The 22883-nt window shown below is 42.9% G+C and carries 21 protein-coding genes; 13 read left to right on the forward strand and 8 right to left on the reverse strand.

The features are described from left to right. On the forward strand, positions 1–1611 hold the full coding sequence (gene ggt, locus ACFPU1_RS14150; RefSeq protein ID WP_385942350.1) for a gamma-glutamyltransferase: 1611 nt from the start codon (positions 1–3) through the stop codon (positions 1609–1611). A 179-nt stretch (positions 1612–1790) separates the two neighbouring features. Then, the gene (locus tag ACFPU1_RS14155) at positions 1791–2654 is read left to right on the forward strand and encodes a fumarylacetoacetate hydrolase family protein (protein WP_385942353.1); all 864 of its coding nucleotides are present in this window, start codon (positions 1791–1793) and stop codon (positions 2652–2654) included. Between the two features lie 155 nt (positions 2655–2809). On the opposite strand, the gene urtE is transcribed toward ACFPU1_RS14155, so the two are convergent. The 5 genes from urtE to urtA form a co-directional block, all read right to left on the reverse strand. Then, entirely contained in the window at positions 2810–3499 is a 690-nt protein-coding gene (urtE, locus tag ACFPU1_RS14160) for an urea ABC transporter ATP-binding subunit UrtE (RefSeq protein ID WP_385942356.1), read from the reverse strand. Then, positions 3477–4280, reverse strand: a complete 804-nt coding sequence (urtD, locus tag ACFPU1_RS14165) for an urea ABC transporter ATP-binding protein UrtD (RefSeq protein ID WP_385942360.1) — start codon at positions 4278–4280, stop codon at positions 3477–3479. The genes urtE and urtD overlap by 23 nt, the downstream gene beginning before the upstream one ends. Continuing rightward, entirely contained in the window at positions 4228–5322 is a 1095-nt protein-coding gene (gene urtC, locus ACFPU1_RS14170; RefSeq protein WP_385942363.1) for an urea ABC transporter permease subunit UrtC, read from the reverse strand. Before urtC ends, urtD begins: the two co-directional genes overlap by 53 nt. Positions 5323–5345: 23 nt before the next feature. Next, positions 5346–6248: an urea ABC transporter permease subunit UrtB gene (gene urtB, locus ACFPU1_RS14175; RefSeq protein ID WP_385942366.1), complete on the reverse strand. Its 903-nt coding sequence runs from the start codon at positions 6246–6248 to the stop codon at positions 5346–5348. Positions 6249–6324: 76 nt separating this feature from the next. Beyond that, entirely contained in the window at positions 6325–7629 is a 1305-nt protein-coding gene (gene urtA, locus ACFPU1_RS14180; protein WP_385942420.1) for an urea ABC transporter substrate-binding protein, read from the reverse strand. Positions 7630–7905: 276 nt separating this feature from the next. On the opposite strand from urtA, the gene ureA reads away from it, so the two are divergent. The 7 genes from ureA to ACFPU1_RS14215 are packed head-to-tail and all read left to right on the forward strand — an operon-like array spanning position 7906 to position 12916. Then, complete coding sequence (ureA, locus tag ACFPU1_RS14185) at positions 7906–8208, forward strand: urease subunit gamma (protein ID WP_054635962.1); 303 nt, start codon at positions 7906–7908, stop codon at positions 8206–8208. Between the two features lie 17 nt (positions 8209–8225). Next, positions 8226–8585 (forward strand): urease subunit beta, encoded by a 360-nt coding sequence (ureB, locus tag ACFPU1_RS14190; protein ID WP_100397835.1) that lies wholly within the window; start codon positions 8226–8228, stop codon positions 8583–8585. 2 nt (positions 8586–8587) lie between these two features. Further along, positions 8588–10297, forward strand: a complete 1710-nt coding sequence (gene ureC, locus ACFPU1_RS14195; RefSeq protein WP_385942371.1) for an urease subunit alpha — start codon at positions 8588–8590, stop codon at positions 10295–10297. A 19-nt stretch (positions 10298–10316) separates the two neighbouring features. Beyond that, the gene (locus tag ACFPU1_RS14200; RefSeq protein ID WP_054635964.1) at positions 10317–10760 is read left to right on the forward strand and encodes an urease accessory protein UreE; all 444 of its coding nucleotides are present in this window, start codon (positions 10317–10319) and stop codon (positions 10758–10760) included. Between the two features lies 1 nt (position 10761). Next, positions 10762–11448 carry an urease accessory protein UreF gene (locus ACFPU1_RS14205; protein ID WP_385942374.1) on the forward strand — a complete coding sequence of 229 codons (687 nt, stop codon included), beginning with the start codon at positions 10762–10764 and terminating at the stop codon, positions 11446–11448. Positions 11449–11463: 15 nt separating this feature from the next. Beyond that, positions 11464–12102 (forward strand): urease accessory protein UreG, encoded by a 639-nt coding sequence (ureG, locus tag ACFPU1_RS14210; RefSeq protein ID WP_385942377.1) that lies wholly within the window; start codon positions 11464–11466, stop codon positions 12100–12102. Next, on the forward strand, positions 12092–12916 hold the full coding sequence (locus ACFPU1_RS14215) for an urease accessory protein UreD (protein WP_385942380.1): 825 nt from the start codon (positions 12092–12094) through the stop codon (positions 12914–12916). Before ureG ends, ACFPU1_RS14215 begins: the two co-directional genes overlap by 11 nt. A 116-nt stretch (positions 12917–13032) precedes the next feature. Here the strand turns inward: ACFPU1_RS14215 and ACFPU1_RS14220 are convergent, their stop codons facing one another. From ACFPU1_RS14220 to ade, 3 genes are all read right to left on the reverse strand, one after another. Further along, complete coding sequence (locus ACFPU1_RS14220) at positions 13033–13272, reverse strand: hypothetical protein (RefSeq protein WP_054635966.1); 240 nt, start codon at positions 13270–13272, stop codon at positions 13033–13035. Between the two features lie 2 nt (positions 13273–13274). Next, positions 13275–14828: a sodium:solute symporter family protein gene (locus tag ACFPU1_RS14225; protein ID WP_385942383.1), complete on the reverse strand. Its 1554-nt coding sequence runs from the start codon at positions 14826–14828 to the stop codon at positions 13275–13277. Positions 14829–15192: 364 nt separating this feature from the next. Beyond that, the gene (ade, locus tag ACFPU1_RS14230; protein ID WP_385942386.1) at positions 15193–16932 is read right to left on the reverse strand and encodes an adenine deaminase; all 1740 of its coding nucleotides are present in this window, start codon (positions 16930–16932) and stop codon (positions 15193–15195) included. A gap of 207 nt (positions 16933–17139) precedes the next feature. Between ade and ACFPU1_RS14235 the strand changes: the two genes are divergently transcribed. The 4 genes from ACFPU1_RS14235 (at position 17140) to ligA (ending at position 22868) form a co-directional block, all read left to right on the forward strand. Further along, the gene (locus tag ACFPU1_RS14235; RefSeq protein WP_385942389.1) at positions 17140–17595 is read left to right on the forward strand and encodes a hypothetical protein; all 456 of its coding nucleotides are present in this window, start codon (positions 17140–17142) and stop codon (positions 17593–17595) included. 181 nt (positions 17596–17776) lie between these two features. Continuing rightward, positions 17777–18475 (forward strand): heptaprenylglyceryl phosphate synthase, encoded by a 699-nt coding sequence (gene pcrB / locus ACFPU1_RS14240; RefSeq protein ID WP_385942391.1) that lies wholly within the window; start codon positions 17777–17779, stop codon positions 18473–18475. 86 nt (positions 18476–18561) lie between these two features. Continuing rightward, the gene (gene pcrA, locus ACFPU1_RS14245; RefSeq protein WP_385942423.1) at positions 18562–20784 is read left to right on the forward strand and encodes a DNA helicase PcrA; all 2223 of its coding nucleotides are present in this window, start codon (positions 18562–18564) and stop codon (positions 20782–20784) included. A 71-nt stretch (positions 20785–20855) separates the two neighbouring features. After that, on the forward strand, positions 20856–22868 hold the full coding sequence (gene ligA, locus ACFPU1_RS14250) for an NAD-dependent DNA ligase LigA (RefSeq protein ID WP_385942393.1): 2013 nt from the start codon (positions 20856–20858) through the stop codon (positions 22866–22868). Positions 22869–22883 lie beyond the last annotated feature (15 nt).

Raw genomic sequence — 22883 nt, forward strand, 5'->3', positions numbered from 1 at the left:
ATGAATAGCGACGTTCTTTATCAGCCTTACGTTTCAAAGAGAAATCCAGTCTTCGCAAAAAAGGGGATGGTGGCTACCTCTCATCCTCTAGCAGCAGAAGCAGGAAAAGAAATGTTAATGAAGGGAGGAAATGCGGTAGATGCGGCGATTGCTACAGCTGCAGCTTTAACAGTAGTGGAACCTACATCCAATAGCATGGGCGGGGATTCCTTTGCGTTAGTGTGGATAGATGGAAGGCTCCACGGTTTAAATGCCAGTGGGAAATCACCTCGAAAAATGTCCATGGAGGCGGTAAAGGAAGCCGGGTATAAGGAGATACCTGAACATGGGCTGATTCCGGTCACTGTGCCTGGTGCTCCAGGTTCATGGGCCGAGCTTTCAGAAAAGTTTGGTCGGCTGCCGTTTAAGGAAGTATTGGCTCCTGCCATTTCCTTGGCAGAAGAAGGGTTTCCCGTTTCTCCGGTAGTTTCAAAGTATTGGAAAAGGTCTTATGAGTTATTTAAAGAGGTATTAACAGGAGAAGAGTTTTCAAATTGGTTCGATACGTTTTCACTTTCTGGAAGATGTCCGGAAGCAGGTGAGATGTGGAAAGCGCCAGATCATGCGGAAACCTTGCGAAAGATTGGGGATTCGAATGGAGATGCATTTTACAAAGGGGAACTTGCAGACCAGATAGACAGCTACTCCAGAAATCACGGCGGCTTAATTAGAAAAGAAGACCTTGAGGATTTTACGCCAGAGTGGGTAGAACCTATTTCTACCTCTTATAAAGGGTTTGATATATGGGAAATCCCTCCTAATGGTCAGGGATTAAATACACTTCTTGCTTTAAACATTCTAGAAGATATGAACCTCTCTGAAAAAGAAACAGTCGATACTTATCACTTATTAATTGAAGCTATGAAACTAGGATTTGCAGATGGTCTTCATTATATTACCGACCCACATGAAATGTCTGTAAGGGTAAAAGATTTGCTTTCTAAAGAATATGCGAAGGAAAGGAGAAAGAAAATAAGTGATAAGGCAATGACACCTGAAGCGGGGGAACCTCCAAAAGGAGGAACAGTGTATATTGCCGCAGCTGATAATGAAGGGAACATGGTTTCTTTTATTCAGAGCAGTTATATGGACTTTGGTTCAGGTGTTGTAGTGCCTGGTACAGGGATTAACCTGCAAAATAGAGGGCATGGGTTCAGTTTGAATAAAGGACACATGAATGCTCTATCGCCGAGAAAGAAAACATACCACACGATTATCCCTGGTTTCTTAACAAAAGAGAACCAGCCAGTGGGACCTTTTGGAGTAATGGGGGCATTCATGCAGCCGCAAGGTCATCTGCAGGTTCTTACCAGCACGATCAACTTTCATTTAAACCCTCAAGCAGCATTAGATGCACCGAGATGGCGGTGGCTTGAAGAGAAAACGATAGAGGTCGAACCCCACTTTCCGGACCATATTGCTCAGTCTCTTGAGCGAAAAGGTCACCAGATTAAAAAAGCAGTAGATGAAACCGGATTTGGGCGAGGGCAGGTTATTTGGAGAGATCCAGCAACAGGAGTACTTACAGGAGGGACAGATTCACGGGCAGATGGTCATATTGCTGTTTGGTAAACAACTGGCACACTAGACAACTGGTGTGCTTTTCTGCATTTTTGGAAATGAAAAAGACTATGGAATAGAAATTGGAAGAAGGGCAGGAAGGTGTATGGGAGGGAAAGGAGAAGTAATTATAGGGATGGCCATTATGTATGGCTGCTTATGACCAAAGAGCAGCAAAAGGAGGAGCAAGTATGAGATTGGCAACAATTCTACATAACGGTGAGGAACAGGCAGCTGTCATGACAGAGAATGGGCCTGTCCTTATGAAAGATGTAAGTGAGTTGAGCGGTGGAAAATGGGAAACGGATTTGTTTTCGATTATCCAGCAAGGACAGCTGGACGAAATAAGACATTGGTATAAAGAAAACAGCGAGCAGCTGCAAGGAAAAGAAGTCTCAGCGGAAGAATATACGTTTAAGCCTTTATACCGTCATCCAAGCAAAATCTGGGGGATTGGATTAAATTACGTAGACCATGCTGCGGATTTAAGTGAAAAAGCACCTAGTACAGAGCCGGCCAGCTTTATGAAGCCTGACACTACAATCATTGGGCCCCGTGATACGATTAACATACCAAGACAATCGTCTCGAACCACAGCGGAAGCGGAGCTGGGAGTTATTATTGGTAAAGAATGCAAAGATGTTTCTGAAGGTGAAGCGCCTGCATACATAGCAGGTTTTACTACAATCATAGATATGACCGCTGAAGATATCCTTGAAAAAAACCCACGGTATTTAACCAGGTCAAAGAGCTTTGACACTTTCTTCAGCTTTGGACCTTTTCTCGTTACTCCTGACGAGGTAGGAGAGGTAAACGATTTAAAAGTAGCGACCATCATTAATGGAGAGGTGCACCGCGAGAATGTCGTTTCGAATATGACTTTTACTCCCTGGAACCTGGTATCTTTTCATTCTCAAGTGATGACGTTGAAGCCTGGAGACATTATTTCAACAGGAACTCCTGGTGCTGTTCCTATTAAGGAGGGAGACATAGTAGAGTGTCATATTGAAGGGTTTGAGCCCTTGGTAAATTCGGTAAAGGATGTAAAGAAGTAGGATTGTATAAAGATTGTAATTAGAAAGAGAAGCCTTTTGTATTAGGCTTCTCTTTTATTGGAGGTATTTTGTTGGAGCTTCCCCTACAAGGTAAGGGAGGGAGAAAGACTGGGTGACCACACGAAAATCTGTTTTTATAGATTCAACCAAGTTTCTTACACACTTAAATATCTGCTTACTTCTGTTTCTATGAGTGACTCTCCTTCATACACGATGGTACCTTTGTTTACGACATAAAAATAATCACCTACAGTCTGGGCGAAGTCGAAATTTTGTTCAACGAGGAGCATAGAGGTGCTGCCTTCTTTTTTTAGGTCAATAATGACATTCTGAATGGCCTGAACAATGTTGGGTTGAATTCCTTCAGCAGGCTCATCAAGCAAGAGGAAGTCTGGTTCGGCAACCAAAGCGCGGGCAATGGCGAGCTGTTGCTGCTGGCCTCCGCTGAGATCCCCGCCTTTCCTGTTCTTCATTTCTCGTAAGACAGGGAAGTATTCATAAATAATATTATCGATTTTCTTGTTTGCATTCTTACGTCCTTCAAGACCCATTAATAGATTTTCATACACCGTAAGATACGGGAAGATATCTCTCCCCTGGGGTACGTACCCCATGCCGCTCTTCGCTCTTTTGTCTGGTGAGGTCTTAGTTACGTTTTTATCTTGAAAATGAATGGAGCCTTTTTTAGCTTTTAACAGGCCGATAACAGCTTTGATAAGGGTGGACTTTCCTACACCGTTTCTCCCCATGATACATACAACCTGCCCTTTTTTTACCTTAAGAGAAATATCTCTTATGACGGTGCTTTCCTCGTAAGCGACCTCAAGTTCCCGAAGTTGCAGCATAAGGTGGTACCTCCTTGCGCCCTAAGTATACTTCCATTACCTGTTCATTCTGCTGAACTTCTCTCATGCTTCCTTCACAAAGGAGTGAGCCTTCGTGCATGACAGTTACTCTTTCTGAATACTTTTCTACAAATTCCATGTCGTGTTCAACCACAATGATAGAGCATTCCTTCTTTAGTTCACGTAGAAGGTGGCCGGTGGTTTCTTCTTCCTCTTCAGTCATGCCGGCAATTGGCTCATCAAGCAGAAGAAGATCTGGTTCCTGCATCATTACCATCCCTATTTCTAACCATTGCTTCTGTCCATGTGACAAATTTATTGCTTTTTTATCTTTTTCATTTGTTAACCCTATCGTACGTAATTGATTTGTAATGCGTTCGTTTTCACTGTCGGACAGAGAAGCAGTTAGAATAGAGAATAAACCTTTCTTTTGTTTCATTGAGACTTCTAAATTTTCAAAGACAGTAAGGTGAGGGAAAATGGACGGCGCTTGAAACTTTCTGCCAATCCCGTGACGGGCAATCTGATACTCTTTCATTTTCGATAAGTCGTACTCCTTCTTGAATAACAGCTTTCCAGCACTGCTTTTGGTCTTGCCGCAAAGAACATCAAGGAAAGTTGTTTTTCCAGCGCCATTTGGGCCGATTAGAAAGTGAAGCTCATGTTCTTTTAACTGGAAAGAAAAAGAATTAAGAGCTAAGAAGTCATCAAATTTTACAGAAACGTTCTCACACTGCAGTATTTTTTTGCTCTGTTGTCGGCTCAGTTCTTTCTTTTTCATACTGATCTCCTCTTCCTTTTTTGAATTTAGCACCTAATGACATTAATCCTCCTGGCAAAAACACAACAATTAAGACAAAAACAGCGCCGATAAAGAACAGCCAGAAATCAGGATAGGATTCACTGAAAAAAGTACTTGCAGAGTTAGTAATGACAGCACCTATCACAGGACCTATAAGTGTTCCTCTGCCCCCAAGAGCAACCCAAAGAATCATTTCAATAGATGGCACAATCCCGATCATGGTTGGTGAAATAATACCAACTTGAAGAACAAATAACATTCCTGCCAGGCCAGCTATCCCGGCAGAGAGAGAGAAGACAAAAATCTTAAACACAGAGGCGTCGTAGCCTGAGTAGCGAAGGCGATTTTCGCCATCGCGGATAGCTATTAAAACTTTTCCAAGACGACTGTTTACCAGTTTGGAACAAAGGAAAAAGACAACTACGAGGCAGGCGATTGTAATAAAGTAAATGGCTTGCTGAGTGGATGCCTGGTTTAAGGAAAATCCAAAAACGGTTTGAAATCCTGTAAGCCCGTTAGTGCCTCCTGTATAGTTTTGCTGGCTGACAATTAACGTAGTTGTCACCAGCACAAGAGCTTGAGTAAGAATTGTGAAATAAACTCCTCTAATTCTATTACGAAAGGTAAATAGGCCCAGGGCTCCAGCTAAGAGCATAGGTACTATTATGGCCAGCGGGATAGCAATAAAAGGATTTTCCATAATCGACCAGAACCAGGGGAGCTCCAGAATACCACTCCACATCATGAAATCAGGGACGCTGGAAGAAGCTGATTCCAGCAAGAGATACATCGCCGTAATATAGGCTCCTAGCCCAAAGAAGATACCATGACCTAAGCTTAAGATACCGGTGTAGCCCCACAGAAGATCCAGGCCAATTACCAAAATAGCTAATGCTAAAAAGCGGCCAAGGAGATTCAGACGGAAATCGGATAAGAAAAGGGGAGCCAGCAGCAGGGCAAGTACTAGAATTAAGAACATGCCTTGTTTGCTCACGAGCATCTTCACAAGTGATAGTTGCATAGGAAACTTCTCCTTTTTTGGTATTAGTCAACGGATCTCGTACGAAGTGAAAAAATTCCGGACGGTTTCCATTGAAGAAAGGCAATAATAAGAGCAAAAATTAGTACTTTTCCCAGTGAAGCATTCGTCCAGTATTCAAATAGTGTATTGAAAATCCCGATCCCGAAAGCTCCTGCAATGGTTCCGGCAAGCATACCGACACCGCCTACAACTACCACCATGAAAGCATCAATAATATAATAGGTACCTATGGTTGGACCGACAGGCCCAATTAATGAAAGAGCCGTACCTGCCACACCGGCAAACCCTGCTCCTAAGGCAAAGGTCGTGGCGTCAATTCTGCGAGAGGAGACTCCTACGCATTTAGCCATGTCTCTATTTTGCATCACTGCCCGAATGCGGCGGCCATTTGATGTCTTGTAAAAATAGAGGTAAAGAAGAAAAGTGCAGGAAGCCACCAATAAAATAATAAATAGCCGCGTATAGGGTAAGGTGACAGACAGTATTTGGATACCGCCAGTGAGGAAGCTTGGATTTTCCACCCCTACATTGGGAGCTCCAAATATCGTTCTGGCTGCCTGCTGCAAAATAAGGCCTGCACCAAACGTGGCGAGGAGACTGTCTAAAGGCCTTCCGTACAAGTGTCTTATGACAGTGAGTTCCAGGAGCAAGCCTATTCCTGCAGCAAGAAGAAATGCAAAAGGAATGGCCAGGATGAAATACCAGTCAAAGAGATGAGCAGGGACATATGTGATAAAAAACATTTGAACCATATAGGCTGAATAGGCTCCTATCATAATTAACTCTCCATGTGCCATATTAATAACGTTCATCAAACCAAACGTAATTGCCAGGCCAAGGGCGATAAGAAGAAGGATCGAACCGAGACTCAGGCCGTTAAATATTTGTATTAAGTAGCTTTCCAATAGTGAAACCTCCTTCTTAGGGTAAATAGAAGGTAAGTAGCCCTGGCATTCACCAAGGCTACCTTTTTTCGTCTGCTTATTCTTCTTCCGGCACGAAATCACTTAATCCCTCTGCCCACTCATAATTTTCCAGGAATGGGTCAGGCTTTACAGGCTCTCCTGAATTCCAGATCTCCTCAAATTGACCGTCAGCTTGAATTTCGCCGATTCGAACAGTTTTATAAACGTGCTGATTCTCTCCATCAAACTGTATCGGACCTCCCGGAGCATTAATTTCAATTCCGGCAGCGGCTTCACGGACAGCGTCCACGTCTGTCGTGCCAGCTTCTTCTACTGCTGCCGCCCATAAATGAACCATGAAGTAAGCGGCCTCAATAGGATCTCCAGTTACTCTGTCCTCTCCGTAAGCTTCTTTGTACTTCTCGACGAATGCTTCATTTTCCGGGGTATCCGTCGTTTGATAATAGTTCCAGCTCGCATAGTGACCTTCAAGGACATCTGCCCCAATTCCACGGATTTCTTCTTCAGCGACACTTACAGACATGATAGTTACATCATCTGAGGTAATGCCTGCATCGGCAAGCTGGTTAAAGAAGGCCACATTACTGTCACCGTTCAGTGTGTTAAAGATAACTTCCGGCTGTTCGTCGCGGATTCTTGAGATGATCGTGTTGTAATCGGTGTGGCCGAGCGGGGTGTACTGTTCATCAAGAACAGTCCCTCCCTGTGCTTCTAATTGAAGCGTAATAATTTGGTTTGCCAAGCGAGGAAAGACATAATCAGAACCTAAAAGAAAGAATTCTGTCCCTTCGTTTTCAAGGAGCCATTCTACTGCAGGAACGATCTGCTGGTTAGGGGCTGCACCGGAGTAGAAAATGTTAGGTGAAGCTTCCATGCCCTCATATTGCACCGGGTAAAACAATAACCCGTCATTTTCTTCAACTACAGGAAGCATTGCCTTGCGGCTGGCGGAAGTCCAGCCTCCAAAGATAATAGGAACCTCATCTTGCTGTAAGAGTTTAGCTGTCCGTTCCGAGAAGGTTGGCCAGTCTGAGGCTCCATCTTCAATAATAGGGACAAGCTCTTTACCGAGGACGCCGCCTGCTTCATTTATTTCTTCAATAGCAAGGAGCTCTGCATCCCTTAATGATGTTTCGCTCATAGCCATTGTCCCGCTGAGGGAATGAAGGATGCCGACGGGAATTTGATCGTCCTCAACGACTACTTCTTCTCCGGCTTCAGGAATGTCCTCTGTACTTGAATCTTCAACATCACCTGCTTCTGGTACCGGATCTGCACCTTCCGCTTCGTCAGCAGAGGAATCGGTGTTCTCTGCACATGCTGTTAATAAAACAGCAAGGAGTAATGCAAGACAAAGCATGACCAAAGGTTTGTTTGCTTTCTTCAACTACACACGCCTCCATCCATATGTAAAATAGTGTGAAAATTAGCACATTTTTAAATTACCATGGGTTATTGAAGAAAAGTGTATTTAGGTTAGATTATTTATCAAAATATTTAATATATAGGTTTACTTGTTATTTCAAAATACAGTAAAATTTATAGTAGGGAAGTGAATTTAGTTAACGCAATTGAGGTAAGTTTTCTTACATAAAAGTTCGATACTATATATTCATGAAAAGAGAGGGTGAAGGAAATGAAATTGTCACCAATAGAACAAGAGAAGCTGATGATTTTCATGGCTGGAGAGCTGGCTCAAAAAAGAAAGGATAGAGGGGTAAAGCTAAATTATCCTGAGGCTGTAGCTATGATTAGTTCTTTCATCTTAGAAGGGGCCAGGGATGGGAGAACAGTCGCAGAGCTAATGAGTACCGGAAAAGAGGTTCTTACAAGCGAGGATGTTATGGAAGGCGTGCCAGAAATGATAGATAATGTTCAAGTTGAAGCGACCTTCCCTGACGGCGTGAAATTAGTAACCGTTCATAATCCAATCATATAAAAAAGGAGAATGGTGGTATGAAACCTGGCGAAATTCGTACAGAGGAAGGTTTTATTGAAATTAACCAAGGCAGGAAGGTAAAAACCATAAGGGTTAGCAATACGGGAGACCGCCCGATTCAAGTGGGCTCTCATTATCATTTTTTCGAAGCGAATAGATTTTTATCTTTTCCCAGAGATGAAGCGTTTGGAATGCGTTTAAATGTAGCATCAGGGACAGCTGTCAGGTTTGAGCCCGGGGAAGAAAAAGAAGTCGAATTAGTGGAATGCGGAGGTAATAAGAGATTTTTCGGGTTAAATGCCTTAACAGAGGGAGACCTTGATAAGTCTAAAGAGGCGGTGCAGAAAGCGAAAGAAAAAGGGTTCAAAGGAGTGTAATAATGAAAATATCCAGAAAACAATATGCCGGGACCTATGGGCCGACGACAGGTGACCAGGTCCGCCTGGCTGACACAAATTTATGGATTGAAGTTGAAAAGGACTACACTACCTACGGAGACGAAGCTAAATTCGGCGGCGGGAAAGTCCTCCGTGACGGCATGGGTCAAAATGGTGTGAGAACAAGAGAAGAAGGGGTCCTTGACCTTATTATTACAAATGCTTTAATTCTTGATTACACAGGGATTTATAAAGCTGATGTCGGCATTAAGAATGGGCGAATTGAAGGAATCGGCAAAGGTGGAAATCCGGACATTATGGATGGAGTGGACGATAATATGATAGTTGGTCCCTCTACCGAAGTGATTGCCGGCGAAGGACAGATTTTAACAGCAGGAGGCATTGACGCCCACATTCATTTCATCAGCCCTCAGCAAATTGAGGTAGCGATTTCTTCTGGAGTGACCACAATGATAGGCGGGGGAACCGGTCCGGCAACGGGAACGAATGCTACAACATGCACGCCGGGTGAGTGGAACATTCACAGAATGCTTGAAGCAGCTGAGGCCTTTCCAGTTAACTTAGGGTTCTTAGGGAAAGGGAATGGTTCTGGCAAGGAAACGCTTCGAGAGCAAGTGGAGGCAGGGGCTATAGGCTTGAAGCTTCATGAAGATTGGGGAACTACGCCCGCTGCCATTGATACCTGCTTGTCAGTGGCTGATGAACTTGATGTCCAAGTGGCGATTCACACGGATACTCTTAACGAGGCAGGATTTGTAGAAGATACGATTAATGCTATTGGGGACAGAGTGATTCATACATATCACACGGAAGGAGCAGGAGGGGGACATGCCCCTGATATCATGAAAATTGCAGCCTATCCGAATGTTTTGCCTTCTTCCACTAACCCGACTCGTCCCTTTACTCATAACACGATCGATGAACATCTGGATATGTTAATGGTTTGCCACCATCTTGATCATAATGTTCCGGAGGATGTAGCTTTTGCAGACTCAAGGATACGTCCGGAAACCATTGCAGCAGAAGACATCCTTCACGACCTTGGTGTTCTCAGTATGATTTCTTCCGATTCTCAAGCAATGGGCAGAGTTGGTGAAGTAATCATACGTACATGGCAGACAGCCGATAAAATGAAGAAGCAAAGAGGTTTGCTTACAGAAGGACAAACTAATGACAACGAACGTGCAAAAAGATACATTGCCAAATACACAATTAATCCTGCGATTACCCATGGCATCAGCCACGAAGTAGGATCAATAGAGAATGGAAAGTGGGCTGATCTTGTGTTGTGGAACCCTGCCTTTTTTGGGGTGAAACCCGAAATTATCATCAAAGGCGGTCATATTGCTCATGCGCAAATGGGAGATCCGAATGCATCTATCCCAACTCCTCAGCCTGTTTTTCAGCGCCCGATGTTTGCAAGCTATGGAAGAGCATTAAGCAGCTCCACTTTTACGTTTCTCTCCCAAAGTGCTTATGGCAATGGTGTTCATGAAAAGCTGGGACTTAATAAGAAAATCGGGGTAGTAAAAGGATGCAGGGATATCGGTAAGAAAGACATGAAAAACAACACAGAGACCCCGGAACTTTCCATTAATCCAGAAACCTATGAAGTACTTGTCAACAACGAAAAAATAGAATGTGAGCCGTTAAAAGAAGTTTCAATGGCCCAGCGTTATTTCTTATTTTAAAAGGTGAAGGGTGACAGCTATGTATGTACAAAAAACATTGGGAAACATTTCTGAAAAGAGTAGCAGCGGAAAAAGCCAGGAGTGGCTGGAGCTGGACTGGGAAGAGCTTAGCAAACGAATTATTAGAAAAAAGACATCCGAAGGAAGAGATGTAGCCATTGCCTTAGAAGAAGGGGAAAACCTGCAGGTCGGTGACATTTTGTATGAAGACGAACAGGTGCAGGTTGTTGTCCGTACCTCTCTTGAAAAGGTGTATGTAGTTACTCCTCAAACCATGGTTGAAATGGGAAAGGCTGCTTTTGAATTAGGGAACAGACATACACCATGCATCATAGAGGATAATGAAATTGTTGTCCGCTATGATTCCACGCTGCCTGTCCTATTTGAAGATGCCGGTGTAAATTACCGGGAAGAAGAAAGAAGATTTCAAAAGCCATTTAAATACAAAGGGCACTCTCATTAAGATGACTTATCAATTTCTTCATTTAATGCAAATACATGATTCAGCTTTTCCTATTGGCTCGTACACTCAGTCTTTCGGAATGGAAACCTATATTCAAAGTGACCTGGTCAAAGATAAAAAGACGTTAAAGGAATTTTGCCTTTCTTACCTTCACGGCAACCTTCTGACTGGGGATGGATTGTTAGTAAAGGAAGCATACGAGAAGACTCTTCATAAGGAGTGGGAGCAGGTTGAGGTGCTGGAAAAGCTTTGTCATGGCATGAAGCTGGCCAAGGAGTCCAGAGATGGCAGCCTGATGATGGGGAAGCAATTTTTTAAAGCTGTCAGCCTGTTGCACCCAAACGGAGAATTAGCTCAGTTAGAAACCTTGTGGAAGGATAAGGAAAGAAAAGGGCATTATCCCATCGTGTACGGGGCGTACGCAGCCACTATGGGATTTAGTAAGGAGGAAGCACTTGGTGCCTTCCTTTACTCCTCAGTCAGCGGGCTCATTCATAATGCGGTCAGGTCAGTACCCTTAGGGCAAAGTACAGGAGTTGAACTCATTCATGAATTACTCCCTATCTTCACGGAAGCAGCCAGAGAAATTCAATCTTTTACATTAGAGAAACTAGGAAACCAAGCTATTGGATTGGAACTGGCTTCAATGGAACATGAAACATTACGAACAAGATTATTCATTTCATAATATGGAGGTAGAAATATGAAACCAGTTAGAATTGGTATTGGAGGGCCGGTTGGTTCCGGGAAAACGGCTTTAGTTCAGACACTGACAAGAGCTCTTCATGAGGATTATGAACTTGCGGTTATTACAAACGATATATATACAAAAGAGGATGCTCAGTACTTAGCCAAGCATGGGGTGTTATCAGAAGACCGAATCATCGGTGTGGAAACAGGGGGCTGCCCGCACACTGCCATTAGAGAAGATGCTTCTATGAACTTTGAAGCCATTGATGCTTTAAAGAGCAGATTCAACAATTTAGATATGATCTTTGTGGAAAGCGGCGGAGATAATTTGTCCGCTACGTTCAGCCCTGAGCTTGTAGACGGCTTTATTTATGTGATCGATACAGCTGAAGGTCAGGACATTCCTAGAAAAGGCGGCCCGGGTGTTACTCGTTCTGATTTTCTAGTCATCAATAAAATTGATCTTGCTCCTTATGTAGGAGTTGACCTGGACCAGATGGAAAAGGATGCAAAAGAAGCGAGAGGGGAGCGTCCATTTACTTTCACGAACCAAAAGACCTCCGAGGGAATTGAGGAAGTAATTTCATGGATCAAGCATTCCCTGCTCTTTGAAGATGTTGAAAAGAGTGGAGAAATAAAGAGTGGCTCTTAAAGAGAGGTTAAATCTAAAAGGACAGCTCACCTTGTCCTTCATTCAAAAAAATAACAAAACTGTCCTTAACAAAGTGTACCAGCATCCCCCTCTAAGAGTCAGCAGAGTTCTTTATCCAGAAAGCGAGGAAGAAGCTGTGGTTTATTTGGTAGAAACCTCTGGAGGAATGGTAGCAGGGGATGAAAACGACTTTGGTTTTCGTTTAGGGGAGAATGCTCATGTTCGCATGATCCCTCAGTCAGCTACAAAGGTTTATCCTGAAAAAGAGGGCTTGTGGAGCACTCAGAGGTTTCATGTAGAGGTAGGGGAGAATGCATTTTTAGAATACGCTCCAGAGTCTGTTATTCCATTTCAGGATGCAAGATTTCTGAGTGAGACCAGAGTGCATATGAACGACAGTGCTCATCTGGTTTGGGGAGATATCCTTGCCCCAGGGCGAAAGGATAAAGATGAGTCCTTCCAGTACAAAGCAGTAGATACCCTTTTTGAAATTACAAAAGATGAGGAGCTCCTTTGTTTTGACCGTTTTTCTTATTCGCCCTCTGAGAATGAAAGGCAGCTGGGCCTAGGCGGTTTTGATACATTTGTTTATTATGCAACGATTTGGGTGGTTTCTCCTTCATTACATAGAAACTCACTGGCTGAATTTCAAAGCTTTTTAGGAACGGCTGCAAAAACCAGGGGAGCAGTGACAGAAGTAGAAGAGGGAGCATGGCACTTTCGGTGGTTAAGTAATGATCTCATTGAGCTGAAAAAAGAAATGAATCACGTGCAGGGGAAGGTCAAAGAAATTATTAATGAGTATCAAAGATAACAAAACGAGCTCAGAGCAATGGCTGCTCTGAGCTTGTTTTATGGTATGTACCTCGGTAACAGAAAAAAGGGTCAGCCTCAAAAGCTTTCCTGCTTGAGGCTGACCCGTTTCTTTCATTAAGAGGCTTTTTTGTTTTCCTTGAAGTACTCCACCCATGGCCGGATGGCTATATAGAGACCTGCGATCACCAGCCAGCCAAACGCAAGGTATGTCCACCCTTTGAAAAATTGCAGGCTGTAATTATATCCTGTAATAAACATGATTCCTGGGAAAAGAATGATCAACACAAATGTTAGTCCGAATACCCATCTTGTACACAATTTAGCATCTCTTAATAACTGCTTATCTTCTTCCATGCTTAGACTACTTCCTTCCTTGCACCGGATTCAAGTGCACCTTCTTCTTCTACTTCATCATCAAAGCTTTTAAACTGATCTTTTAACGCTTCAAAGTCGAATTCTTCTTTAGAGAGCAAGGCATGTCCTATAGAAATGGCTCCACTTACGGCAAATACAGTAACATTACCGGCCAGCATAGAATTGAGTTCTCCCAAGGATGCAACACTGACTTGTCCATAAGAGACGTAAGCAGTCGTGACCCACACGGTTACACCAGAAATCATCCCTAACAATGCTCCGTAAAAACATCCTGTGTTGGTTGCGCGTTTCCAAAGCAGTCCTAACGTTAATGGAATAACGGCACCACTTACAAAAATACCCATAGCCATGTAAACAAAACCTAAACCTATTCCTATGTTGAAAAGTAAGATAGACAGGAATCCCATAGAGAGTCCAAAGCTAAGAGTAACGATACGTGATACTTTTAATGTTTGTTTACTGCTTGCCGTTGGGTTAATCGATTTACGATAAATATCAGTTACGACAATATTTGTAATGGCTGTAAGTTCGGCTGCGCCAGTAGACATCACAGCCATAAACAACATCACTAAGAATAAAATTGACCCGACAGAACCTAATAAATGAGCTGCCATGAGGGGAGCGGAGGCATCTGGATCAGTTATGCTTAATCCCAGACCTGCTGCACTTACCCCTAAGAAGGTAGCAATCGCAAATGGGATGGAAAACCATGCAATCCCGCCATAAATATAAGCTCTGGAAGCAGCGCTGTCTTTACTTGCTATAGCACGCTGCCAGTAAGACTGGTCAACAAATACCGCGCCAAAGTTTCCGATAATATTGATCATCCCGAAAAACAATCCAGGGATAGAGGCCATAGTAAGCATCTGCTGTGACTCAGGAAGTGAGCTGAGTCCTTCGTATACAGTAGATACGCCAAAATTCAGATAAACAACAGTTGCAAAAATCGTTAAGATAACAAATATCATTACAGTATTTAAGTAGTCTGCTATAAAAGAAGCTTTTAAACCGCCGATCATTGTATAAATGGTGAAAGTCAGCGGAATCAAGAAAGCAGCAGCGTAAATATTCATCCCAGTTAGTGAATTTAAAGCAATCGCTCCGCCAAGTATAACCATGGCAGTTACAATAATATTTGTCATGAGGGCAAACACCATCATAAGTTTATGATTTTTCTTATCAAACCGTTTTCCGATAAATTCCAAGAACGTGTGAGCTTTTGGTGCCTTTCGTTTCAAGTGAAGAGCTACAACAGCAAATAATAGGACCTGGATACAAGCGCCGGCTGCGTACCAGTATGGACCGCTGATTCCGTATTGAAAGCCGGTAGATGACGACATCATCAGTGTAGCTGCCCACGTCCATGCCGCAATGATAGAAGCGCTTGCCAGGCCGACACCAACACTTCTGCCGGCAGTACTAAATTGTTCTGCGGTCATTTCCTTTCCTCTGCGTCTATGCATGACAATGGTTAGAGTGGTGAAAAACAATCCGAATATTAGCAAAATTAAATATCCTGTACTTGGTGTTAACATAATCTTCCTCCATTTGTTGAATATAAATTAATTTTTTTAATAATTAGCCTCATGGTGTTTTATTGGATTTTGATTTCAGGTCCGTCTGGATGTTGGTGAGCCCGTTTTCCACAACAGAGGTGGTAAGTTTTTGAGCTTATGTAGTCTCATTGCTTTACTGCCTCCTTTGATTTCTATGTACTTACACTAACACGGGAAAAAAGCAGATAGTACATTCATGTTAGGTTATCTAACATAAAAACTTCACAAAGGAGGTTAATATACATTCCATACGATGTAAATGTTTTGAAAAAGTGGGGAAGTATGAAAGGAAGAAAAAAGACAGTGAAGAGAGTTTACATCTCTATCACTGTCTGAGGCTGGGCTATTCAATAGCTTCAATATTTAGAAAGTCAAACTGCTTTACGTCAAACAATCCCTTATCTGTTACTTTTAACTCTGGAATAACTGGAAGTGCTAAAAACGAAAGAGTTAGCAGAGGGTCAAAATGACCAGTAAATCCAATTTGCTTTAATGCATCGTTTACTTCTTCAATTTGCCTCATTACCACATGAGAAGGCTGGTCAGAAATCAGGCCTGATATAGAAAGAGGAATAGAAGCAATACTTGCTTTGTCTTTTACTACTGCTATGCCGCCTTTTTGGTGCTGTACTTGTTCGATTGCTGCGATCATATCCTCATCATTTGCTCCGCAAACCATAAGGTTATGGGAATCATGAGCAACAGTAGATGCAATAGCCCCATCGGTAAAAGTCATTCCCTTTACAATGCTTTTGCCTATATTTCCAGTTGCATTGTGTCTTTCGATGACAGCAAGCTTTAAATACATGTGATCTGAGATGAAAGCACCATTGTTTACTGGCACTTTTTCTACTACGTGTCTTGTATGAATAGCATTGGGTCTCACTTCAATAACATGAGCCTTTGCTTCCTTTTCCTTAAACCTGATTGTTAAATCCTCTACTGTGACAGGCTTAAGAGAAACACTTTCAGTAAGATTTTTTGGAACTGGATGCGGAACTGGATCCGGTCCGCAGTACTCGCCCTCTTTTGCGACCAGTTTTCCTGAGCTGTACACCTCATGGATGTCGAGCTTGTAGGGATCATTCAGCAAAACAAGGTCTGCATCAAATCCAGGTGCTACAGCACCTTTTTCCTTTAAGCCGAAACATTGAGCAGCATGAAAACTCCCCATGGAAATAGCAGTTACAGGGTCGATGCCCTCCTTTATTGCAAGCCGGACGTTGTAATTTATGCTTCCGGTTCTTTTCAGGTCATCTAAGTGCTTATCATCTGTTACAAATAAACATCTGCTTGCATTTTTTTCTGTCACAACCCCTATCAATGAGGTGAGATCTTTAGCCGCTGACCCTTCTCTAATCATAAGCCACATGCCTCGTTCAAGCCTGGCCTTCGCTTCTTCCTCTGTAACAGCTTCGTGATCGGTGGAAATGCCTGCCGTGCGGTACGTGTTAATATCTTCCGGCTGCAGCCCTGCTGCATGGCCGTCGATAGGCTTATTTCCATTAATGGCATCAAGAAGCTTCTCAATCATATCAGGCCTTCCCTTCCTGACAGCAGGGAAATCCATGACTTCAGCCAAGCCCAGCACTCTTTTATGATTGTAAAAAGGAGAGAGGTCTTCAGCCTTTAAAACAGCTCCGGAATTCTCAAATTCAGTGGAAGGAACGCAGGAAGGAAGCATAAAAAAGACATGCAGAGGCAGTGATTCCGTGGCGTCGAGCATGTACTGTATTCCTTCTGTCCCAGAAACATTGGCAATTTCATGGGGGTCTGTCACAATAGATGTAACACCATGACTGAGAAGAACTTTGCTCAGCTCTGCTGGAGCAACCATAGAAGATTCCATATGAACATGGCCGTCAATAAATCCCGGACTTAAGTACTTTCCTTTGCCATCTATCACCGTTTCACCTTCAAACGCACCCAGCCCGACAATTTTGCCTTTTTCCACCGCTACATCTGTTTCTTTCCATTCTTTGTTAAATACATCAGCCACTTTTATATTTTTAAAAACAATTTCTGCTTTTTTACGTCCAGTGGCTGCATTTAAACGTTCTTGTAATATATGTTCCTCCACCATGCATTCACCCTTTAAGTTTTCTTCTATCCTACAGAAATGAAGGTGCATATGAAAGGGGATTGATAAATCTTCTCTCATATTTATCCTATTCCAATAAATCAAATGATTTAGACTTTTTGAGTCTGTATAAAGGAAAACAAATGTAACACAGATGCAGGCTTTATTTTTCCGTTTGATCTGCTGAGTACAATAATTGAGGAGACGAAAATGAAGGATTACATGAAAGAATCTGTTTGTCAATTTGTGAATCGTTTTGGTCTGCCATGGTGTATAGAAGAAGATCATCTTAAAAAGGCTCTATCCGAGTTATACGGGGAAAATAGAACGGACATTTATGCGTTGATTCTGGCCTTGAATTGTGAGGTTCCAGAGAGGATTCTCCAACAAGATAGTGGGATTACTTACGGGGAAGCTATGGCCTTAGCCGAAAAGCTTATGACTGAAAACATAAGACCTGTTACGGCAAAATGGGCCGTGCATGTATGGTGTCAAGCTTTGGGCAGAGAATCACCTTTTCACAATGTTCGCCCTCCCTTTCCACAGCTTGTAAATGAACCTAAATTTCTTGTCATGGAAAGTCTTTGCAGTGAACATGAAAACAAGAAGGAAGTTAAGGATGAGCGTTTTAGAAAACGGGTACGAAAGCTCCTGTTTAAGAAATAAATTTATCGTCTTATGGATGATATGTGGATGGAATACAGTAAGTTTGAAGAAGGCTGGGGCTGAGAGGAAAAAAGGAAAGAATTTGACACATATCTTAGGGGTGATCCCATTTCGAGATCATTTTGTTTTCTGATATAATCAGAGTTTGAAGAACAGAACAATAACAAGTCGGAGGATATAAATGCTTTCCTATAATGAATGGAAACATGTATTTAAACTTGATCCAGCCAAGGAAATAGCTGATGATCTGTTAGAAAAGGTTTGTGAATCTGGCACGGATGCTATTATTATCGGAGGCAGTGATAATGTTACGTTTGATAACACGCTGGCTCTTCTATCAAGAGTACGAAGGTATTCCGTTGCCTGTGCACTGGAGGTCTCGGCCCTGGATGCGTTGACCCCGGGGTTCGATTATTTTCTCATCCCGTCAGTATTAAATGCCGGCCAAACAAAATGGGTGACAGGTTTACATCGTCAGGCGTTAAAGGAGTTCGGCCATTTAATGAATTGGGAGGAGATTATTACAGAAGGCTATTGTATTTTAAACAAGAGTTCAAAAGCTGCTCAGCTTACCCAGGCAGATACAGAGTTAAGCGCGGATGATGTGGAAGCCTACGCATTAATGGCTGATAAGATGTTTCATCTCCCTGTATTCTATGTAGAATACAGCGGGGAATACGGAGATCCTGAAATTGTCCAGAAGGCAAAACAGTCGCTGCAGCATGCCCGCTTGTTTTATGGCGGCGGGATCAAAACTTCTGAGCAGGCAAGGGAAATGGCTGCCTATGCAGATACTGTGGTTGTGGGCAACATCATATATGAAAATAGCAGGCAGGCATTAAAAACAGTCAAAGCCGTTAAAGAAGTAAAAGAAAATTGAAGGATGCCAAAAGGGAAGGTATAATAATATTACACGAACATACGTTTTGAGGTGGTGATACTGTGCAACAGCAAATTATTGAAAAAATGCTTTCGGGATTGAATCCAGAACAAAAACGTGCTGTTAAGCACACAGATGGGCCGTTACTTATAATGGCAGGAGCGGGCAGCGGAAAGACAAGAGTTCTGACTCACCGCATTGCCTACATCATAAGGGAAAAAGGGGTAGCTCCATATAATATTCTGGCGCTGACATTTACGAATAAAGCTGCCAGAGAAATGAAAGACAGAGTAGCTCAGCTTGTTGGAGGAACAGCAGAAGATATATGGATGTCTACGTTTCACTCTATGTGTGTAAGGATTTTACGCAGAGATGCAGATCGTATAGGAATCAATCGAAACTTCTCCATCCTCGACAGCTCAGACCAGCTGTCTGTCATTAAGCAGATCTTAAAGGATCAAAATATTGATTCCAAGAAATTTGAACCACGTTCCCTCCTTGGAGCTATTTCTTCGGCAAAGAACATTCTGGATTCTCCTGAGAAATTTGCGGAAAAGGCCGATGGCCCTTTTGAGGAAATTGCAGCTGATGTGTACAAAGAGTATCAAAAGCGTCTGAAGAAAAATCATTCTCTGGACTTTGATGATTTGATTATGACAACAATTAAGCTGTTCAAACAGGTGCCGGAAGTTTTGGAATTTTACCAGAGGAAATTTCAATACATTCACGTAGACGAGTACCAGGATACAAACAATGCCCAATATGTATTAGTGAACATGATTGCTGAACGTTACCGGAATATTTGTGTTGTAGGGGATTCTGACCAGTCTATTTACCGCTGGCGAGGAGCAGATATTCAAAACATCCTTTCTTTTGAAGAGGATTATGAAGAAGCTGTTACGATTCTTCTTGAACAAAACTACCGGTCAACGAAAAAGATTTTACAGGCAGCGAACGAAGTGATCAAAAACAACACCGGACGCAAGCCCAAAAATCTCTGGACGGATAATGATGAGGGGCAGAACCTTTACTTTTTTGAAGCGGCAGACGAGCGTGATGAAGCTGTCTATATTATCGACCAGATCAAGCAAGCGGTTCAAAAGAAAGGCCTTAAGTATTCTGATGTAGCCATACTGTACCGGACAAATGCCCAGTCCCGTGTGATTGAGGAAATGTTTTTAAAGTCAAACATTAACTATAATATGATCGGCGGAACAAAGTTCTACGACCGTAAAGAGATTAAGGATGTTCTTGCCTATCTCCGCCTGGTTGCTAACCCTGATGATGATATCAGCCTGGCAAGAATCATTAATGTGCCAAAACGCGGGATCGGTGCGACGACCGTAGACAAGGTTGCAGCTTATGCAATGGCTCACGATCTTTCCATGTTTTCTGCTTTGCAGGAGGCAGAGCAGATCGGTCTTAATGCCCGTACGACAAGTAAGCTGAAAGATTTTGCTGATAAGGTCGGCAACTGGATCCAGCAGCAGGATTATTTATCAGTGACAGAATTGGTTGAAGAACTAATAGAAAAAACAGGCTACAGGGATATGTTAAAAGAAGATAAAAGCCTTGAATCTCAGAGCCGCTTAGAAAATATTGAAGAGTTTATGTCTGTTACGAAGGATTTTGAAAAGAATAATGATGACAAATCCCTTATTTCTTTTTTAACTGATCTTGCACTAATAGCAGACATTGACCAAATGGATGAAGAAGAGGAAGATGAAGCAGTTGTAATGATGACCCTTCACTCTGCCAAAGGTCTGGAATTTCCTCTTGTCTTTCTCGTAGGAATGGAAGAAGGAATTTTCCCCCATAACCGCTCACTGTTTGAGGCAGAAGAGATGGAGGAGGAAAGACGTCTTGCCTACGTGGGAATTACCCGTGCAGAGCAGGAACTGCACTTAACGCGGGCAAACATGCGCCAATTATACGGGCGTACACAGGCTAATCCAATGTCACGCTTTATTAAGGAGCTTCCTGAAGAACTGCTGGACGGGTTGGAGAAAAAGGAGACACCTGCCTGGATGAAAACAAGCAGAGGTGCCGGCCAGGAGCTGATGGGACGAAACCGCGGAGGAAGCAGCCCGCAGGGAGGCCGAACTGCCTCTTCACGCCCTGCAACGATGACGACAGGCGGAAACGAATTTGACTGGCAAGTTGGCGATAAGGCGGAACACAAAAAATGGGGAACTGGCACCGTGGTAAGCAAAAAGGGTGAAGGGGAGAACCTTGAACTTGATATTGCTTTTCCAAAAGAAGGAATTAAAAGGCTGTTTGCTAAGTTCGCTCCAATAAAAAAAGGTTAAAATCCCGTAAAAATAATGAAAACACATCCTGATTATCATCGTGACAAACAAAGCAGAAAGGATTGGAAGCCATGGATGAGAAGCAGATTGAAGAGCGGGTGAAGAAACTCCGTGAGCTTCTGGATAAATACGGCAATCATTATTATGTTTTGGATCAGCCTCTTGTTTCCGATGCGGAGTATGACCAGCTCATGCAGGAACTATTGAAGCTTGAAGAGGAAAATCCGGATCTCATCACGAATGATTCGCCGACTGTACGTGTCGGTGGAGAGCCCTTATCTCACTTTGAGAAAGTCCAGCATGAAATTCCTATGTTAAGCCTTGCTAACGCCTTTAACGAACAGGAGCTGCGAGATTTTGACCGAAGAGTAAGGCAGGGAATCGGAGAAAGTCCAGCTTATATATGTGAATTGAAAATAGATGGATTGGCAGTATCATTAACCTATGAAAATGGGGTTTTTGTCCGTGGAGCTACACGAGGGGACGGAACAACAGGTGAGGATATTACAAGCAACCTGCGCACCGTTAAGTCTATCCCTTTGCGTATTAAGCAGGACGCAGATATAGAAGTTCGCGGAGAAGTGTTTATGCCAAAGCAATCGTTTGAAGCACTGAATGCAGCAAAAGAAGAAAATGGCGAAGTTCTATTTGCGAATCCAAGAAATGCTGCTGCTGGATCCCTCAGACAGCTAGATCCAAAGGTAGCAGCAAAACGTAACCTTGATATCTTTCTGTACTCGATTGGCAACGATAAAGGAATAGGTCTGGCTTCTCATTATGAAGCGTTGTCTTTTATGAAAGAAGCAGGTTTTAAGGTGAATCCTGAAACTGAATTTTGTGAGTCTATAGATGAAGTTATTGAGTACGTGAACGGTTGGCTTGACCGCAGGGATGATCTTTCTTATGAAATTGACGGTATTGTTATAAAGGTAGACAGCATAAAACAGCAGCAGGAGCTTGGCTTTACCGCGAAAAGTCCGCGCTGGGCCATAGCTTATAAATTTCCGGCTGAAGAGGTGGTTACTACCCTTGAAGGTATTACCCTGACTGTTGGAAGGACTGGAGTTGTCACACCTAATGCTCATTTAGCACCAGTTAGAGTGGCGGGAACGACCGTACAGAGGGCAACACTTCATAATGAGGATTTAATCCGGGATAAGGACCTTAAAATAGGCGATCAAGTAGTGATCAAAAAAGCAGGGGATATTATCCCTAAAGTTGTAAGAGTGCTTACCGAGCTTAGGACAGGGGAGGAAAGAGACTTTTCTATGCCGGAAGAGTGTCCGGCTTGCGAAAGTGAGCTGGTCAGGCTGGAAGAAGAAGTAGCCCTGCGCTGTCTTAACCCCAAATGTCCTGCACAAATTCGTGAAGGCTTGATTCACTTTGTGTCAAGAAATGCAATGAATATTGACGGCTTGGGGGAAAAGGTGATTTCTCAGCTCTTTGCTCACGAACTCGTAACCGATGTAGCAGATTTATACAAGCTGGAGCGGGAAGAGTTATTAAAATTAGAACGAATGGGTGAGAAATCAGTAGAAAACCTCCTGAATGCCATTGAAAACTCTAAGACAAATTCCTTGGAAAAGCTCCTATTCGGTCTGGGAATCCGTTTTGTCGGCTCCAAAGCAGCTAAGACATTGGCTCAGGAATTTGAAACGATGGAAAATCTCCAGAAAGCCACTTACGAGGATTTGTTTGCTGTATATGAAATTGGTGACAAAATGGCAGACTCTATTGTGAGCTTCTTTGACCAGCCGGAAGTAGACGAACTGTTAACAGAACTAAAAAGCCTGGGAGTTAACATGACTTATACGGGACCAAAAGCCGACAAAGAATCACAAGCGGATTCTGTTTTTAACGGAAAAACTGTTGTGTTAACCGGAAAGCTTTCTCTCCTGACCAGAAATGAAGCAAAAGAGAAAATAGAAGCCTTAGGCGGTAAAGTCACAGGAAGTGTAAGCAAGAGCACAGACCTATTAGTAACAGGTGAAGATGCTGGTTCAAAGCTGGAAAAGGCAAAAAAACTGGAAGTTGAAGTGTGGGATGAAAACCGTTTTATCGAGGAAACAGGTGGAGTGGAGTAATAAGGGAAAGGAGAA

It is taken from the genome of Thalassorhabdus alkalitolerans (assembly GCF_042656525.1).
Classification (GTDB): Bacteria; Bacillota; Bacilli; order Bacillales; family Marinococcaceae; genus Thalassorhabdus; species Thalassorhabdus alkalitolerans.